The following is a 17,173-nucleotide window of genomic DNA, read 5'->3' on the forward strand; positions in this document are numbered from 1 at the left end:
TTCTCGCTGTGGGATCCCCGACATCATGAATGCCAATTCACCACGTCGGGGCTGTCCTCGCGAGAAGACACCTGAGAACCCGCGGCGGTGCAAGCTGAGTAGGCGGGCTAAGCGGCTGCGCCGCTTCAAAGACAAAACCCCGCGCTACCACACCTCACAGCACGACATCCAAAACAGCCGCTATAGAGGCTGTTTTTGAAGTGTTGTGGCTGGTTGTGATATACGGCTCGTGCTCGTGATGGGGCGTGTCGTGGCCGCAGACAGGGGCGGGTTCTTGCTATCGCAGAGGTTGTCTAAGCCGACCGCGATCACAAGAACCCGCCATGTCATTGAACCTTGCATCGGCCGGCGTCAGCCGGCCGGGGTGTGCCTGTACGTGTGGCTGTCTGACACGCCGCCGTCGTTACAGCACCGATCTCACCGACGAGCAGTGGAAGCTCCTTCAACCGCTGCTGCCAGTCTCCCTGGCGGCCACTTCGGCGGGAGGGCGACCGGAAAAGCACTACCGCCGCACCATGATCGACGCGATCTTCTACGTGGTGAACAACGGCAACAAATGGCGTGACCTGCCCGCGGACTTCCCACCCTGGCAAACCGTCTACGGCCTGCTACGCCGCTGGTGCCACGAGCACGCCACCGCCGATCTGGCCGATCTGGTCGACCTGCTGCGGGCCCGGCTGCGCCAAGCATCCGGCCGCAACCCCGTAGCCAGCGCCGGATGCATCGACTCCCAATCGGTCCAGGAAAGCGCCGAAGGCGTCGTGGGGATCGACACCAGCGGTTTCGACCCCCACAAGAAGGTCAATGGCCGCAAGCGCCACATCATCACCGACACCCTCGGCCTGCTGGTCTCGGTCAGCGTCACCCCAGCCAATGTCCAGGACCGCGACGCGGCCTGGTGCCTGGTACGCCACGCCGCCCTGCGCGGCCTAGCCCATATCTGGGCCGACCAGGGCTATCTCGGCGACTGGATCACCCACGCCAAAGCCCTGCTGAAGACCACCATCGAGATCGTCCACCGCATCCCCGGCACAACGGGCTTCCAGGTCCTGCCCCGCCGCTGGGTCGTCGAGCGCAGCTTCGCCTGGATCACCCGCCGCCGACGCTGCGCCCGCGACTACGAACGCCTCCCCGAACACCACACCACCATGGTCCACTGGGCCGCCATCATCCAGATGACCCGCCGCCTCACCCGCCTACCACAACCCACCCAACAACATCCAAAACAGCCGCTATAGCAGCCCAAAACGCTCACGGCCCCGGACCTGCCGGAACGTCGCTCGGGCAGGTGCCGGGCGGGTGGTCGTGCTGCGCCGTCCGGGGCTCGGTCCGGTGGCGGACGGGTTGAGTTCGGCTGTTGGAGATCGGCGGTGGCGGTCCGCGCGGTAGGTTCCGGGTGAGATCCGCAGGCGTCGATCGAGAGGGCGGGCTCCGAGGTGGCCACCGCGGCAGCGGAGAACGAGCAGGAACTGCGCTTGGCGCTGGCGATGCGCGGCGGCGCGAGCATGGCCGTGTGGATCGGCGGCGCGGTCGCCGAGATCAACCGGCTCCGCGAGGCGGTGGCGGATTCGCGGGCACCGGCGGACGACGATTCGACGGGCACGCACCCGTGGGCGTCGCTGGCGAAGCTGTCCGGCTACGACTCGGTCGCGGTCGACGTGCTCGCCGGAGCCTCGGCCGGTGGCCTCAACGCGACACTGCTGTCGGCGACGCTGGTCTACGGGATGCCCTTCGACCGGATGCGCGAGGTGTGGGTGCGGCTGGGGGACGTGGAGGCCATGTCCCGGCCGGTGCCGAAGTTCTGGCAGCACCGCCCGCCGTCGTTGCTGGAGGGCGACCGCTACTTCCGCGCCGAGCTCGCCGACGTCATCACCGACAACGTGCCCGCGGCGGCCGAGCACCCCGGCAACCGCGCCGATCTGCTGCTGACCGCCACCCTGCTGGATCCGATCCTGGAGCAGCGCTTCGACGGCCGTTCCGGGCCGATGCTGCAGGAGCGGCGCACGGCGTCGTTCCGGTTCCGGCACCAGGGCAGGGCCGGCGATCCGCTATCGGACTTCGGCGCGGGCGACGACTTCGCGGCCACCGTGCTGCGGCTCGCCCACGCCGCCCGCTCGACGTCGTCGTTCCCGTTCGCCTTCGAGCCCGCGCAGGTGCGCTCGTCGCTCGGCGAGCCACCGGACGGCGAGCCGAACATGATCGGGCTGTTCTCCGAAACGGCCGCCGAGCCGTTGGTCCCGCCGTTCCGGGTCATCGATGGCGGCGTGCTGGACAACATCCCGGTGACGGCGGCGATCGACGCGATCACGGCCGCGCCGGCCGACCGGCCGACGCACCGGTGGCTGCTCTACCTGAACCCGGATCCCGTCGCCTCGCACGGCCAACGCCGCGAGTCCGCGCTGGCCGTGCCGGTGACCGCGACGGCTCTGAAAGCCCGGCTTTCCCAGGAATCGCTGCTCGCCGACCTCGATGCGCTGGACGAGCACAACCGCGTAGTCGAGCGAACGGCCTTGCGCCGCAAGGCGTTGTTCGCGCCGTTGCGCGCCGTGCCGGATGCCGAGCGGGCGGCGGTGCTGGCGCAGCAGGTCGACGCGGTCGCTCCGGACCACGCGGTGGTTCGCGCGGAGCTGGACGCCCAGACGGTGTACCGGCTGCTCACCGAGCCCGCGGGCATCGAGGACGGCAAGCTGCTGCCGCCGGTGGTCGGAGATCCGCTGGCGGAATGGTCGGCGCAGGCGAGAACGCAGCTCGCGCACCGGCTGTCGGCGGGGCTCGGCAGCGACGCCACCACGCGCGTCTTCGACGATGCGCGCGGCCTGCTCACCGCGGTGCAGGAATGCCTCGGCTGGGCTTGGGACATCGAGCGCTGGGCGCCGGATAGCCGCGAGATCGGGCGCTGCAAGTCCGTGCTCTACCGGCTGCGTAGCTTCGGCGAGGTGCTGGAAGGGCACGCCGACCAGTACTGGATCAACGGCGCGAAGCTGGAACCGATCGTCGAAACGTCCGAACTCGACGAGTGGGTGCAGCGCGTGCTGCGCCGCCGCGCCAGGCTGCAGCACGCGCTGCCGTCGCCGATCCAGCCGCTGCTGGGCGAGGTGCTGCGCGCCATCGAGGCGGGCGAAGACTTCCACGAGGATCTCGCCGAGTTCGCGCGCGAGCTCATGTCCATTGTGGACTCATCTGGTGCGGACGCGGTACCGGAAGCCGCCGGGGTGGACGCGGTCGCCGAGGCGCGCGCGGTGCTGAACCGGGTCGCCGACCGGCTGGCCGCGGCGGCGCCGCCCCGCGAGCGGATCGACGAGCCCCAGCAGCTCGGCTACGCGCTGCTGGAGCGCAGCGACCGGCGATCGGAGACGTTGCAGCAGCTGGTGGTGCTCACCGCGCCGCTGGACGTCGGCCGCGTCCCGGGATCGCGGATCAACCTGCTGCGCGTGGTCAGCGACGAGCAGAGCCCGCTGCCGTTCGACGCGCTGCGGCGCGGCGAGGGCGCGCCGCTGCGGATCGCGGACAAGATCCGCGGCCTGGACGTGGGAAACTTCGGCGCGTTCCTGTCCGCGAAATGGCGGGCGAACGACTGGATGTGGGGGCGGATGGACTCCGCCGCCGCGCTGGTCAGGTTGCTCGCCGACCCGACGCGGCTGGCGCAGCGCCACAGCGACTCGGAGGAGCTCGGCGACGCGCTGCAGGCGATCGTCTCCCGCCCGACGACGGCGGAACTCGGGGAGCTCGACGAGGAGCAGGCCAAGCAGTGGCGCGGATTCCTCGCCGAGGTGTGGGCGCGGCACGCCGGTGAGGTGCGCGCCGAGCTCGATGCGCTGTTCGCCAACCCGGACGATGAGCATTCGCTGGCGGAGACCCGGCGACTGCTCACCGAACGTCTGCAGTGGACGATCGCAGCGGAGGAAATCCCTTTCGTCGAAACCGTTTCGTCCGGGGCGGACCCGCGCGGCGGCGGTCGGCCGCCGACGTCGGCCCCGAAGCGGCTGTCCGGCCAGGTGGAGCGCTACGACATCGGCCGCCAGCGGTTCGCCGACCTCGGCGAGCGCCGGGCGCTGTCGATGGCGACGCGCTTCGGACTGCTCGCCTACCGGGCCGTCCGCCCCTCCGGGCGCGGCGTGCTGCCCTGGCTGGGGCGTCGGGCGATGGCGCTGATCAAGCCGCTGCTGATGGCGATCGTGTACGCCGTCGCCGCACCGCGCCGCGCGGCGCTGCTGGGCTTCCTGGCGGCGAGTGCCGTGGTGTTCACCGGCGTCGGGTGGGGGTCGATGCCCGGGACGCAGGTCCTGTCCGCAGACCAGCACGAGTCGGCGTTCGAGAGCTCGTTCGTCGTATCGGACGGTCCCTTCCCGCCGGGTTCGGCGGAATCGCCGATCCTCGCCCTGTCCGCGGCCTGCTCGGATTCCGGCACCGGCGTGGACGTCGCGTGTGCGGACGGCTTCGGCTGGTTCGGCGGCGTGCCCGGGAACTGGCTCGTCGTGGCCGACTTCTCGGGCACGTCCTTCGGCCCCGGCGCGCTGCTGGCAATGCTGTTCACCGCGGTCTTCGCCGTGTGGTCGGGGTGGCGCCTGACGCACCGCTTCGGCCGCGGCTTGGCGCGCTGGCTGCCCGCGGTGTTCATCGGTGCGGTGCTGCTGGCGGCCGAGTTCTGGTTGTTCACCACCGGATTCCGGCTCGGCCCCCTCGGGCTTGCGCTGGTCGCGGGGCTGCTGACCTGGCCCGCTGCGGTGGCCTATCGCACCGCCGCGCGCGTCGGCGCGTCGGTGCTGACGCTGCTGGTGTTCGTCGGCGTTCTGTGGTCGTACGAGCCGAACGCCTTCAGCGGCGGAGGCTGGATCATCCTGGCGACGGGCCTCACCGCCTACGCCCACATGATCCTGGTCGGCACCGTCGACGTCCTCGCGCCGCGGCCCAGGCGGCGTGCCGATTTCGCGCCGAAGGCACCGCCGCGGGCGAAGGCGCCCCGGACCGAGGTTTCCGATCCCGCCTGAGCGGGTTTCAGGGCTTCCGGGTCGGGTGCGGGGCGTCGTGCTTGCCGCGGCGCTGGCCGGGGACCCCGACGGGCTCCCCGCCGCGGCGGGGCCGCGCCTCGGCCCGGCTGCGGTAGACGACGTAGGGCCGGAACAGGTAGCGCACCGCGGCGAAACCGCTGAAGGCGTGCATCAACCGGGTGAACGGGAACAGCGCGAACAGCAGCATCCCCACCAGGATGTGCGCCTTGAACGACCAGGGCACGTCCACCATCAGCGCCACGTCGGGCTGCAGGACGAAGATGCTGCGGAACCACGGCGAAACGGTGGCGCGGTAGTCGTAGCCTTCGGTGCTGCCGTTGGCCAGCACCGTGGTCAGCAACCCGAGCACGATCGCCCCGACCAGCACCAGGTACGGCGCCTTGTCGTTGACGGTCGTCGCGGAGAACACCGGCCCGTTGCGGCGCCGCCGGTAGATCAGCAGCGCGACCCCCCACCAGCGTGCAGATCCCGGCCAGCGCGCCGAGGCCGACCGCCACCACGTGGTAGAGCCGCTCGGAGACGCCGAGCGCGGCGGTCCACGACTCTACCTGCCCACCTACCTCAAGTCCGCCTACGACCTTGCCGTGAGCGACGCCTCGATGCGCACGGCGGGGTTCGTGGTGCTGGCCGTGGTGGCCAGGCTGGTCGGCGGCTGGCTCTGCGACCGCGTGCACCCGGTCGACGTCCTCGGCATCGCCTGCTCGCTCGCCGTGCTGTTCGCGGCCCTGGCGGCCTTCGAACTGCCGCTCGTCCCGTTCGGCACGATCGCCTTCCTCGGGCTGGCCGCGGTGCTCGGGGCCGGGGCGGGTGCGGTGTTCGCGCTGGTCGCCAAGCTGGCCCCGCCCGACGAGGTCGGCGCGGTGACCGGTCTGGTGGGCGCTGCGGGCGGCCTGGGCGGGTTCTTCCCGCCGCTGGTGATGGGCGCGATCTACGGCACGGCCGGCGACTACACCTGGGGTCTCGTGCTCCTGGCGCTGGCCGCACTGGGGTGCGCGGCGCTGACGTTCACGGTCGTCCGGCGGGAGGCGGCCGGGTGATGCCCGGTCTGCGGATGCGCAGAACCGCTCGGACGGACATGATCTCCGGAAGACTTCACGGGGTAACCTGATGGGGTAGGGGACAATACGCCGGAATCGGGCTCGCCCGCCTCCCGCCGTCCCCGTCATGGCAGCAATCCAACGGAGGTGTCAGCGGTGTCCAATCCGTTCACCGGCTCCGGCCGGTCGGCGCCGGGCACACCCAACCTGCCCACCCCGCCGAGCGGCTGGCCGATCGGTTCCTACGGCACCTACGAAGAGGCGCAGCGCGCCGTCGACCACCTGGCGGACAGCGACTTCCCGGTCCAGGAGGTGACCATCGTCGGCGTCGATCTGATGCTCGTCGAGCGGGTCACCGGGCGGCTGACCTGGGGCCGGGTGCTGGGCGGGGGCGCGGCCTCCGGAGCCTGGTTCGGCCTGTTCGTCGGCCTGATCCTGGGCCTGTTCACGCCGCAGGGTAGCTGGTTCGGCCCGGTGCTGGTCGGCCTGGGCGCTGGCATCGTGTTCGGCCTGGTCTCCGCGGCGGTCGGCTACGCCTCGACCCGCGGTCGCCGGGACTTCTCCTCGGCCAGCCAGCTGGTCGCGGGCCGCTACGACGTGCTGGCCCAGCCGCGTCACGCCGAACAGGGCCGAGACCTGCTCGCCAAACTCGCCATGCGCCCACCGCCGGCGCAGTGATCGACCGAGCGGACCGGAACCCAGGACTTCCTGCGAGGCGGGAGCCTGGGTTTCGCGTTTTTCCCGGAATTCGCATCGCGTTCTCACCGACCGGAAGGCCCCGGTGAGCAGCATCTTTGCGCCGATCAGTGCAGCGCGGAACGGCTTTTGGCGCAATGTGCCCGCCGCCCGGTTTCGCCGACTTTCACGTATTAGCAACAAGGGACTCTCCGCCCTTGCCTTGACTGATCAAGACGCCTAGCTTGCCAACACCGGCTCACCGCCGGTGGTGGCAGGCGACGAAGCGTGGGCACCCCAGTGCTCGGTCGTGGCTGCGACCAGCAACTGGAAGGACCGACCGTGAGAGTTCGCCGCACCCGTGGAGCGGCAGTGCTGGGCGCGTCGCTCGTGTGCGCGTCCGCGCTGACCGCCTGCGCACCGGCCTCCGGCGCGAACACCGTGAACCTCTACAGCGCGCCTGAGGAGAACCTTCAGCAGAACGTGGACCGCTGCAACGCCGAATCAGGCGGGCGGTACCAGATCGTCTACCACAAGCTGCCCCGCGACGCCGACGGCCAACGCGAACAGATGGTGCGCAGGCTGGCCGCAGGCGACAGCGGCATGGACATCCTCTACCTGGACGTCTCCTGGACCGGTGAGTTCGCCGAGGCCAAGTGGATCCGGGAGTGGACCGGCGAGAACAAGGCCGAAGCCGAGCGCGACACGCTGCGAGGGCCGCTGGAGACGGCGACCTGGGAGGGCAAGCTCTACGCGGCGCCGAAGAACACGAACGTGCAGTTGCTCTGGTACCGCAAGGATCTGGTGCCCGAGCCGCCGCGTACGTGGGGCGAGATGATCTCGACCGCCCAGCGCCTCAAGCAGGAGGGCAAGCCGTACTGGATCTCGCTCACCGGCGCGCAGTACGAGGGCCTGTACGTGCACTTCAACACGCTCGTGCAGTCGGCGGGCGGGCACATCATCTCCGATGACGGCAAGCGCGCGATCGTCGACGAGGGCGCGGTGCAGGCGTTGCAGGCGCTGCGCGACCTCGGCACGGCGGGCGTCACCAGCGCGTCGATGAACAACGCCAAGGAGGACGACGCCCGGCAGGAGTTCGAGACCGGGCAGGCCGCGTTCCAGCTGAACTGGCCGTTCGTCTACCCGTCGATGCAGGAGAAGAAGCCCGAGCTGGCGGGCAACGTCGGCTGGGCTCGGCTGCCCGGACTGCAGCCGGGAGTGCCGAGCAAGTCCACCATCGGCGGCGCCAACTACGCGGTCAGCAACTACTCGACCAAGCCGGACCTGGCCTTCGAGGCGACCAAGTGCCTGCGGAACCCCGAGAGCCAGAAGTTCTCCGCCATCAACGACGGCGTGCCGCCCGCGATCGAATCCGTCTACTCGGATCCCGAGGTGGCCGCCGAATACCCGATGCGCGACACCATCCTGGAAGCCCTCAAGGATCCGGGCGTGCGACCGGTGACGCCGGCCGCGCAGAACGTCTCCACGGCGCTGTCCAACCTGCTCGCTCCGATCGCGGAGATCGACCCGCAGAGCACTGCGGAGCGGATGCGCACCGAGGTGCAGAACGCCTTGGACTCCAAGGGAGTGATGCCGTGATGGTGCAGCTGAAGGACTCCCTTCCCACGGCCAAAGCGATCAGCGAGGGCAAGAAGGCCGAACGCAAGCTCGGCTGGATGCTGTGCGCCCCGGCCGCGCTGGTCATGCTCGCCGTCACCGGCTGGCCGATCCTCTACGCGCTGTGGCTGTCGTTCCAGCGCTTCGACCTCAAGTACCCGGACCAGCGCGAGTTCGTCGGGCTGGACAACTACGTCACGGTGCTCGGCAACGGCTACTGGTGGAGCGCGTTCTGGGTGACGATCCTGGTCACCGTCGTCTCGGTGGCGATCGAGTTCGCCCTCGGCATGGGGCTGGCGCTGGTCATGCACCGGGCGCTGGTCGGCCGCGGCCTGGTGCGCACCGTGACACTTATCCCGTACGGCATCGTCACCGTGGTCGCGGCCTTCAGCTGGCGCTACGCCTGGACGCCCGACACCGGCTACCTGGCCAACGCGATCACGCCGGGCGGCGCGCCGCTGACCGAGTACGCCAGCGCGCTGGCCATCGTGATCGTGGCGGAGATCTGGAAGACCACTCCGTTCATGGCGCTGCTGCTGATGGCCGGCCTGGCACTGGTGCCGGACGACCTGCTCAAGGCGGCGGCGATGGACGGCGCCGGGCCGTGGCAGCGGTTCGTGAAGGTGATGCTGCCGGTGATGAAGCCGGCCATCCTGGTCGCGCTGCTGTTCCGCACCCTGGACGCGTTCCGCGTCTTCGACAACATCGTGGTGCTCACCTCCGGCGCGCAAGGCACCTCGTCGGTGTCCGTGCTCGCCTACAACAACCTGATCAAAGGCCTGAACCTGGGCATCGGCTCGACCATGTCGGTGCTGATCTTCATCGCGGTCGCGCTCATCGCGTGGATCTTCGTCAAGCTCTTCGGCGCGGCCGCACCCGGTAGCGACGACAAGGGGAGGCGCTGATGGCCGGCGTCGGCGGGGCCGAGACCCCCGCGCGGAAGACCAAGTGGGCGCTGCTCAACATCATCGTGCTGGTGTACGCGCTGGTGCCGGTGCTGTGGATCCTGTCGCTGTCGTTCAAGACGCCGGCGACGCTCGCCGACGGCAACCTGATCCCGCGCGAATGGACCCTGGAGAACTACGCGGCGATCTTCTCCACCAGCGAGTTCACCCGGGCGCTGCTGAACTCGATCGGCATCGCGCTGATCGCGACCGCGATCGCCGTGGTGCTGGGCACCATGGCCGCCTACGCGATCGCCCGGCTGGACTTCCCCGGCAAGCGGGTGCTGGTCGGCGCCTCGCTGCTGATCGCGATGTTCCCGCAGGTGTCGCTGGTGTCGCCGCTGTTCGAGATCGAGCGGGCGCTGGGCCTGTTCGACACCTGGCCGGGGCTGATCCTGCCGTACATCACCTTCTCGCTGCCGCTGGCCATCTACACGCTGTCGGCGTTCTTCCGGGAGATCCCGTGGGAACTGGAGAAGGCGGCCAAGATGGACGGCGCCACGCCCGGGCAGGCCTTCGCGAAGGTGATCGCGCCGCTGGCCGCGCCGGGCGTGTTCACCACCGCCATCCTGGTGTTCATCTTCTGCTGGAACGACTTCCTTTTCGCGATCTCGCTGACCTCGACGGAGAACTCCCGCACCGCGCCGGTGGCGCTGCAGTTCTTCACCGGTGACTCGCAGTTCGAGGACCCGACGGGGTCGATCTCCGCGGCCGCGGTGGTGATCACCATTCCGATCATCGTGTTCGTGCTGTTCTTCCAGCGTCGCATCGTGTCCGGACTGACCTCCGGCGCAGTGAAGGGGTAACCGAAGTGGCCGAGATCGTGCTGGACAAGGTGACCAAGCGCTACCCGGACGGGGCGCTGGCGGTCAACGAGGTGAACCTGGAGATCGCGGACGGCGAGTTCGTGATCCTGGTCGGCCCCTCCGGCTGCGGGAAGTCCACCACGCTGAACATGATCGCGGGGCTGGAGGACATCAGCGGCGGCGAACTGCGCATCGGCGGGAAGCGGATGAACGAGCGCGCGCCCAAGGACCGCGACATCGCCATGGTGTTCCAGTCCTACGCGCTGTACCCGCACATGACGGTGTTCGAGAACATGGCGTTCCCGCTGCGGCTGGCCAAGGTGGATTCGGCGACGGTGCGGCAGAAGGTCGAGGAGGCCGCCAAGATCCTCGACCTCTCCAAGCACCTGGACCGCAAGCCCGCCAACCTCTCCGGCGGGCAGCGGCAACGGGTGGCGATGGGGCGGGCGATCGTGCGCAGCCCCAAGGCCTTCCTGATGGACGAGCCGTTGTCCAATTTGGACGCGAAGCTGCGGGTGCAGATGCGGACCTCGGTGTCGAAGCTGCAGAAGCGGCTGGGCACCACAACGGTCTACGTCACGCACGACCAGACCGAGGCGATGACCCTCGGCGACCGGGTCGTGGTCCTGCGCGGCGGAGTGGTGCAGCAGGTCGGCGCCCCGCAGCACCTCTACGAGCACCCGGCGAATCTGTTCGTCGCGGGCTTCATCGGCTCGCCCGCGATGAACTTCGCGCCGGTCGAGCTGGCCGACGGCGTGCTGCGCGGCCCGCTGGGCGACGTGCCGCTGAGCGACCGGATCCGCACCGCGCTGGAGTCCGCGGACGCACCGCGCGAACTGGTGCTGGGCATCCGCCCGGAGCATTTCGAGGACGCGGCGCTGCTCGACGACGCGGCCCGCGCGGCGGGCGCGACGTTCACCGGCGAGGTGGACGTGGTGGAGGAGATGGGCTCGGACAAGTACGTGTACTTCACCCTGCACGGTGGACGCGCGAGCACGGCGGAACTCGACGAGCTGGCGGCCGACAGCGGCAGCGCCGAGGTCCCCACGGACGAGGGACAGGTCGTCACCCGCCTCTCGGTCGAATCGGCGGCCAGGGAGAGCCGGCCCCTGACGGTCTGGTTCGACCCGGACAAGATCCACCTCTTCGACCCCACCACGGGCCGGACCCTCACCTGACCCGGCTGGACGGGCACCTCCCGGAGGTGCCCGTCACGGGTTCAGGGGCGGCCGAGCTCCTGGGTCCAGTAGTGGCGGTAGCGGCTGTGCTCGGTCGCCGCGTGGCCGATGCCGAGGTCGGTGAAGGCGCAGTCGAGGATGGTGTCCCGGTGCGGGGCGGCTTCCATCCACTGGCGGAAGGTGTCGTCGGCGGTCTCGCCGCCGGCGGCGATGTTCTCGCCGACGTAGCCGCTCGGGAATCCCTCGGACCGGGTGCGGTCCACGGGATCGCGGCCGTCGCTTCCGGTGTGGCCGAAGAAGTTCTGGTGCGCCATGTCCGCGCTGTGCCCGGCGGCCGCCCGGGTCAGGTCGCCGTTCAGGCGCACCGGCGGGCACCCGGCCCGGGCCCGTTCGGCATTGGTGAGTTCGAGTATTCGCTGCTCCGACGGCGTCCGCTGGGCCGCCAGCAGCGGCGGCCCAGCGCAGAGCAGGAGAAGCGGGACGGCGGCCCCGCACGACAACATCCGTTCGACCAGCGACATCTGTGATCACTCCCAGCATCGCGACGATTGGTGGGAGTGTTGTAACCGCGGGGCGACGGCGCCGCCCGGTCCTGTCGCCGAATCCGGTTACCGGCCGGGCGTGCCGGATTCAGTCCATAGAGGACGGTCGAACACGGAGTGTTAGAGCTGGTTCGCGATGAGCACGAACAGGGTGACGATCCACCCCATGATCAGGGCGACCAGGAGGGTGAGCTTGTTGGCGGCCAAGCGAGTCATGGCGGTGCCTCCCAACGTGAAAGGAACGAAGATCTGACCGAAATTCGCTTTCACGATGTGGCCCGCGGTGGTCCCGGCAGGCGTCAGCGCGCGGCGGCGCGCGGCGCGGCGGGAACCGCGTCCCACATCGCGCCAGGTTTTCGCTGCACCCAAGCAGTGTGCCGGAACAACTTCTCGGCGATCTCCCGGCGCGTCACGGGATTTCGCCGCGGGAGGATCGGAATGGTGAGGAGCCGATGCCGGATCCGCCCCTGGTGCTGCGGAAGACGGTGCATGACAACCTCCTCACGCGCTCGCGCCGCCCGATGAGAACGGACGGTGAACAATGACAAGCGGAACGGCGTCCGATCTACGGCGATCGGTCGCGAAGTGACCCCGCACGGCATATCGCCGGCGGCACGGGATTCGTTACGAAGTGCGATCACAGCCACTTGTTCCGCCGGAAGATCTTGAACAGGACGACGCAGGCGCCGAGCATCACCATGAGGGCCAGGGGATACCCGAAGTTCCAGTGCGTCTCGGGCATGAAGTCGAAGTTCATGCCGTAGATCCCGGCGATCATCGTCGGCGTCGAGACGATCGCGACCCACGCCGAGATCTTTCGCATGTCGGTGTTCTGCTGGAGCGTGATCTTGGCCAGCGTCGCGTCCACCAGGGTGGTCAGCAGCTCGTCGAAGGCACCGACCATTTCGGAAACCCTGGCCAGGTGGTCCTCGACGTTGCGGAAGTAGGACCGCACCTCGTCGGCCACCATCGGCGTGTAGCCCTCGGCGAGCCGCTGCATCGGCTTGGTCAGCGGTTGCACCGCGCGGCGCAGCTCCATGACTTCGCGCTTCATCAGGTAGATGTGCTCGGCGTCGATCTTGGTGCCCGGCTCGAAGACCTCGGCCTCGATCTCGTCGATGTCGTCCTGGATGGCCTCGGTGACCTCCAGGTAGGTGTCCACCACGTGGTCGGCGACGCCGTGCAGCACCGCCGACGGGCCCAGCGCGAGCTGCTCCGGATCGGCCTCCAGCTGGCTGCGCACATCGCCCAGGCCGGCGTGCTTGCCGTGCCGCACCGTGATGACGAAGTCGCGGCCCAGGAACACCATCAGCTCGCCGGTGTCGACGATCTCGCTGGTCGCCGACCGCGTCTCGGTGTCGGTGTAGCGGACCGTCTTGAGCACCATGAACAACGTGTTGTCGTAGCGCTCCAGCTTCGGGCGCTGGTGCGCGTGCACGGCGTCCTCGACGGCCAGCTCGTGCAGGCCGAAGGTTTCGGCGATGCCGTTGATCTGCTCCTCGGTGGGCTCGTGCAGCCCGATCCAGACGAAGCCGGAACCGCGCCGCCGCACCTCTTCGATGGCGTCGGCGTGGTTCCACGAACCTTCGACGCGGCGTCCTTCGTCGTAGATCGCGCAGTCGACGACGTACGCGGAAACGGGTGCGGCACTGCGGACGAGCGTTCGGGGTGCGCGGCTGTTCCGGTTGCGCAGGCCGAGCGAAGGCAAGTTGGGCACGGCGACCTCCAAAGGTCCGGGCGCAGCTCCCCGGTGGACGGGGATCCGGGTGACTGCTGCGCGGGTGGCGTGCTTCGCGGGCTCTGCCCGCTGCTCGCGCATCCCTGCCGGCCCTGACGGGCAACGCCTAGCGGCTGGCCCTTCCGGCGGGGATGCTGTTGGTACTGCACGGAAGCGCGCTATCGGCACTGCTGTCCACGATCCCTCACCTCCCGAAGGTCATCCACCGATGCGGTGGTTCCCAAGTCAGCCAACCGGACACGATACTCCGTCCGAGTGGGTCGACCGCAACGGCTCGCATTCAAGGTCACAACCCGTCGGAACCGCGTTGCATGAAACGGGCGAATTGGGCGGATCAGGCGAATCGCAACCGGACTCGTGTTCGACTCGAACCGCGCCTCTCGGCGCGTCGTGACCGGGCCTCGACGGCGTTCCCCTGTCGTATTTCAGCCATCACTCGTTGCGGGGTAAACTATCCCAGGACCGCAGGATCTCGGCCAGCCCTTCGGTCAGGGCATCATCGCGGTCTAGTGTGGCGAAAGTCGCACTGTCCGCCCAAATCGCATCGGCGGCGTCGTCACCTGCGGAAAGCTCCTGATCATTACTCCGGCAGGAGTAATCCAGGATCTCGTAGGTGCCGTGCGGCGCGGGCCGGAAGATTCGGCCGATGAGCTCACCGACGGTGACGGAGAGTCCCGTTTCTTCGCGGACTTCGCGTTGTACCGCCAAATGGTCGGTCTCTCCGGGCTCCACTCGGCCACCCGGCAGGGACCACTTCCCCTTCCCAGGTTCATGTGCGCGTTTGACCAGCAGCAATCGGCCATCCGGATGGTGAATTATCGCGCCGACGCAGCGGATCACGGGATTCTCCGATACGATCATCAACACGGAGGGTAGTTGATCCGGGGCTGCCCGGAAACGACTGACCCAAGTGCGGTACAAAGCTGCCGTAAAGCGGCGGAGTGCGGTACAACGGATCAGCAGGCGCCTGCGCTACTCAAGGGCATTTCGGACGGGGTGCGTCACAGTGAACATGAAGAAAATCCTCACGTGGGCCGGAGTTGCTTTCCTCCTGTTCTTCCTGTTTTCCGCGCCAGTGGAAGCCAGTGGTGTCATCAACGGCATCCTGGACAGTCTCCGGGGAGCAGCTGAAGCCGTCATCACCTTCATGCAGAACCTCTTCCAGTAAAGCGCGAGCCGCGGGAGGCGGGTGCCGTGTTCGCTCCTAGGGACCCCGACGAATACCTGCTGGACAGCGAGCGCAGGGTGATCCGCGTTCGGCGTCACTGGGCGGTCCTGGTGTGGGACCTCTTCGAGGCGGCTGGCTTGCTGGTGGGTCTGGTGATGATGTCCTACCTGGTGCCCGAGGGCAGCGGTGGGCTGGTCCAGAACATCCTCTGGTACGCGGGGCTGATCATCCTGATCCGCTTCGCGTACCAGGTATTGGACTGGTACGTGGAACGCGTCGTCGTGACCGACAAGCGATTCCTGATCACCACCGGCATCTTCACCACCAACGTGGCGATGATGCCGATCACGAAGGTCACGGACCTGACGTTCGCTCGCACGATGATGGGCCGTGTCCTCGGATACGGCACGCTCGTGGTCGAGTCGGCCGGTCAGATCCAGGCCCTCAACCGCATCGACTACGTGCCGAACCCGACCGAGGTCGAGGACGCGATCTCGGCGCTCGTCTTCGGTGACAAGAAGGGCCAGCAGCAGGACCGCTTCTCGATGCTCAAGGCGCGGCGCGCTGCGGTGGGCAAGCGGAAGGCAGCCAAGCTCTGACCGATCCGGTCGGCCCGGCGCGGCAGCGTCCGGGTCGGCCGGTCGGGTGTTGGTTCGGCCCGCCGCCGGACCATCGGTCACACTGGTGGGTGTGCGAATCGACCTGCACACGCATTCCACCGAGTCCGACGGGACCGATACGCCGGCAGAGCTGGTGGCGACGGCGCTCGCCGCCGGCCTGGACGCGATCGCGATCACCGACCACGACACCACCGCGGGATGGGCGGCGGCCGAGCGGGCCGTGCGCGATCTCGCGGAGCCCGGCCGGTTCCGGCTGGTTCCGGGCGCCGAGCTGTCGTGCTCGTGCCCGGACGAGAACGGCCGGAACATCACCGTGCACCTGCTGGCGTACCTCTTCGACCCGAACTCGGTCGCTCTCGTGCGGGAGCAGTCGCGGCTGCGCGCGGAGCGCCGGGAACGGCTGTACCAGATGGCGCAGCACATGGCCGAGGACGGTTTCCCGGTCGACCCGGACGAGCTCATGGCGGGGCTGCCGCCAGACTCGCCCGGCGGCCGTCCGCACCTGGCCCGCGCGCTCGTCAACGCCGGGACGGTGGCCAGCGTCGACGAGGCCTTCGCCAAGTACCTCGGCGGCCGCGGTAGCTACTACCTCCCGCGCACCGACACCCCCGTGCACCGCGCGATCGAAATGATCGCCGAGGCCGGTGGCGCGACAGTGCTGGCGCATCCCTTCGCGACCGCGCGCGGCCCGATCGTGACCGCCGACGTCGTCGCCGAGCTCGCCGGGCGCGGGCTCGCCGGGATCGAGATCGATCACCCCGACCACGACGCCGAGACCCGGACGCGGCTGCGCGGGCTCGCCGCCGAGCTGGACCTGATCCCCACCGGCAGCAGCGACTACCACGGCACCAACAAGACGATCCAGATCGGCCAGGAGACCACTCCGCCCGACTCGCTGGATCGCCTGGTGGAGCGGTGCAGCGGCAGCAAGGTCATCAGCTGATCGGGGCGGATCGGTCGGTTAGCGGGAAAACTGCGTACTGTGGGGGCGTGCAGGGGCAGCTCGGTCTAGAAGGAATTCCCAGCAAGCTGGTGCGGGTCACGCCGGCCAGGCTCGCGACCTGGGCGCAGTGCCCCCGGAAGTACCGCATGACGTACCTGGACCGGCCGACGCCGACGCGCGCCGGTGCTTGGGCGAACGCCACGTTGGGCGCCGTCGTGCACAACGCGCTGCGCGCGTACTTCGAGCTGAAAGCAGAACAGCGCAGCCCGGAGCGCGCTGCCGCGTTGGTCCGCGAGTACTGGAAGTCCGACGGTTTCGCGAGCCCGGAGCAGGCGGGCGACTACCGGCGCCGGGCGCAGGAGTGGGTCGGCTCCTACGTCGAGCAGCTGCCGCCCGACGTCGTGCCGCTCGCGGTCGAGCGTTGGGTGTCCGCGCCGATGGGGTCGATCATCGCCGAGGGACGGGTGGACCGGATCGACGACCGGCACGGCGAACTCGTCGTCGTCGACTACAAGACCGGGCGGCACGGACTTCGCGTCGACGATGCGCGGCAGTCGCTGGCGCTCGGGCTGTACGCGTTGGCAGCGCGCAAAAAGCTGCGCCGGCCGTGCCGGCGGGTCGAGCTGCACCACTTGCCGACCGGGACGGTCGCGGGTTGGGACCACACCGCGGAATCGCTTGCCGCACTGCAGGATCGCGCCGAGCAGCTCGCCGGGGAGCTCCAGGCCGCGACGGATGCGTTCGAACTCGGTGCTGATGCGCAGGCGATGTTCCCGGTGCGAACCGGGCGGCACTGCTCGTGGTGCGACTTCCGGGCGCATTGCGCGGAGGGCCGACAGGCGGCGCCGAGCCTGCCCCCGTGGGCCTTGCTGGGGGATTGACGAGCATGCGACCTG

At 69.1% G+C, this 17,173-nt stretch carries 17 protein-coding genes; 12 read left to right on the forward strand and 5 right to left on the reverse strand.

Annotated elements, in window-relative coordinates:
* Positions 1 to 323: 323 nt before the first annotated feature.
* Complete coding sequence (locus tag AB0I53_RS11395; protein WP_358600123.1) at positions 324 to 1,238, forward strand: IS5 family transposase; 915 nt, start codon at positions 324 to 326, stop codon at positions 1,236 to 1,238.
* 198 nt (positions 1,239 to 1,436) lie between these two features.
* The gene (locus tag AB0I53_RS11400; RefSeq protein WP_358600126.1) at positions 1,437 to 4,988 is read left to right on the forward strand and encodes a patatin-like protein; all 3,552 of its coding nucleotides are present in this window, start codon (positions 1,437 to 1,439) and stop codon (positions 4,986 to 4,988) included.
* Between the two features lie 7 nt (positions 4,989 to 4,995).
* Here the strand turns inward: AB0I53_RS11400 and AB0I53_RS11405 are convergent, their stop codons facing one another.
* Positions 4,996 to 5,418, reverse strand: coding sequence for a respiratory nitrate reductase subunit gamma (locus tag AB0I53_RS11405; RefSeq protein ID WP_358600129.1), 423 nt, complete (start codon positions 5,416 to 5,418; stop codon positions 4,996 to 4,998).
* A 91-nt stretch (positions 5,419 to 5,509) separates the two neighbouring features.
* On the opposite strand from AB0I53_RS11405, the gene AB0I53_RS11410 reads away from it, so the two are divergent.
* The 6 genes from AB0I53_RS11410 (at position 5,510) to ugpC (ending at position 11,266) form a co-directional block, all read left to right on the forward strand.
* Positions 5,510 to 6,046 carry an MFS transporter gene (locus AB0I53_RS11410; RefSeq protein WP_358600132.1) on the forward strand — a complete coding sequence of 179 codons (537 nt, stop codon included), beginning with the start codon at positions 5,510 to 5,512 and terminating at the stop codon, positions 6,044 to 6,046.
* A gap of 156 nt (positions 6,047 to 6,202) precedes the next feature.
* The gene (locus AB0I53_RS11415; RefSeq protein ID WP_358303789.1) at positions 6,203 to 6,724 is read left to right on the forward strand and encodes a general stress protein; all 522 of its coding nucleotides are present in this window, start codon (positions 6,203 to 6,205) and stop codon (positions 6,722 to 6,724) included.
* Between the two features lie 339 nt (positions 6,725 to 7,063).
* On the forward strand, positions 7,064 to 8,320 hold the full coding sequence (locus tag AB0I53_RS11420) for an extracellular solute-binding protein (RefSeq protein WP_358600135.1): 1,257 nt from the start codon (positions 7,064 to 7,066) through the stop codon (positions 8,318 to 8,320).
* Positions 8,320 to 9,243 (forward strand): sugar ABC transporter permease, encoded by a 924-nt coding sequence (locus AB0I53_RS11425; protein WP_358600493.1) that lies wholly within the window; start codon positions 8,320 to 8,322, stop codon positions 9,241 to 9,243. The genes AB0I53_RS11420 and AB0I53_RS11425 overlap by 1 nt, the downstream gene beginning before the upstream one ends.
* The gene (locus tag AB0I53_RS11430) at positions 9,243 to 10,088 is read left to right on the forward strand and encodes a carbohydrate ABC transporter permease (RefSeq protein WP_358600138.1); all 846 of its coding nucleotides are present in this window, start codon (positions 9,243 to 9,245) and stop codon (positions 10,086 to 10,088) included. Before AB0I53_RS11425 ends, AB0I53_RS11430 begins: the two co-directional genes overlap by 1 nt.
* 5 nt (positions 10,089 to 10,093) lie before the next feature.
* The gene (gene ugpC / locus AB0I53_RS11435; RefSeq protein ID WP_358600141.1) at positions 10,094 to 11,266 is read left to right on the forward strand and encodes a sn-glycerol-3-phosphate ABC transporter ATP-binding protein UgpC; all 1,173 of its coding nucleotides are present in this window, start codon (positions 10,094 to 10,096) and stop codon (positions 11,264 to 11,266) included.
* Between the two features lie 41 nt (positions 11,267 to 11,307).
* Here ugpC and AB0I53_RS11440 read toward each other — a convergent pair whose 3' ends face one another.
* From AB0I53_RS11440 to AB0I53_RS11455, 4 genes are all read right to left on the reverse strand, one after another.
* Complete coding sequence (locus AB0I53_RS11440; RefSeq protein WP_358600144.1) at positions 11,308 to 11,787, reverse strand: CAP domain-containing protein; 480 nt, start codon at positions 11,785 to 11,787, stop codon at positions 11,308 to 11,310.
* A gap of 320 nt (positions 11,788 to 12,107) precedes the next feature.
* Positions 12,108 to 12,299 carry a hypothetical protein gene (locus tag AB0I53_RS11445; protein WP_358600147.1) on the reverse strand — a complete coding sequence of 64 codons (192 nt, stop codon included), beginning with the start codon at positions 12,297 to 12,299 and terminating at the stop codon, positions 12,108 to 12,110.
* A 146-nt stretch (positions 12,300 to 12,445) separates the two neighbouring features.
* Complete coding sequence (corA, locus tag AB0I53_RS11450) at positions 12,446 to 13,525, reverse strand: magnesium/cobalt transporter CorA (RefSeq protein ID WP_358600150.1); 1,080 nt, start codon at positions 13,523 to 13,525, stop codon at positions 12,446 to 12,448.
* 453 nt (positions 13,526 to 13,978) lie between these two features.
* The gene (locus tag AB0I53_RS11455; RefSeq protein ID WP_358600153.1) at positions 13,979 to 14,407 is read right to left on the reverse strand and encodes an NUDIX domain-containing protein; all 429 of its coding nucleotides are present in this window, start codon (positions 14,405 to 14,407) and stop codon (positions 13,979 to 13,981) included.
* Between the two features lie 145 nt (positions 14,408 to 14,552).
* Here AB0I53_RS11455 and AB0I53_RS11460 point away from each other — a divergent pair, with 145 nt between their 5' ends.
* The 4 genes from AB0I53_RS11460 to AB0I53_RS11475 all read left to right on the forward strand — a co-directional run bounded on the left by AB0I53_RS11460 (position 14,553) and on the right by AB0I53_RS11475 (position 17,158).
* Positions 14,553 to 14,714, forward strand: a complete 162-nt coding sequence (locus tag AB0I53_RS11460; RefSeq protein ID WP_358600156.1) for a hypothetical protein — start codon at positions 14,553 to 14,555, stop codon at positions 14,712 to 14,714.
* 26 nt (positions 14,715 to 14,740) lie between these two features.
* A complete protein-coding gene (locus AB0I53_RS11465; RefSeq protein WP_358600159.1) occupies positions 14,741 to 15,313 on the forward strand; it encodes a PH domain-containing protein in 573 nt (190 codons plus the stop codon).
* A gap of 82 nt (positions 15,314 to 15,395) precedes the next feature.
* The gene (locus AB0I53_RS11470) at positions 15,396 to 16,277 is read left to right on the forward strand and encodes a PHP domain-containing protein (RefSeq protein ID WP_358600496.1); all 882 of its coding nucleotides are present in this window, start codon (positions 15,396 to 15,398) and stop codon (positions 16,275 to 16,277) included.
* Between the two features lie 47 nt (positions 16,278 to 16,324).
* On the forward strand, positions 16,325 to 17,158 hold the full coding sequence (locus AB0I53_RS11475) for a PD-(D/E)XK nuclease family protein (RefSeq protein WP_358600162.1): 834 nt from the start codon (positions 16,325 to 16,327) through the stop codon (positions 17,156 to 17,158).
* Positions 17,159 to 17,173: the final 15 nt, after the last annotated feature.

The sequence above is a fragment of the Saccharopolyspora sp. NPDC050389 genome, from assembly GCF_040655595.1.
Taxonomy (GTDB): Bacteria; Actinomycetota; Actinomycetes; order Mycobacteriales; family Pseudonocardiaceae; genus Saccharopolyspora.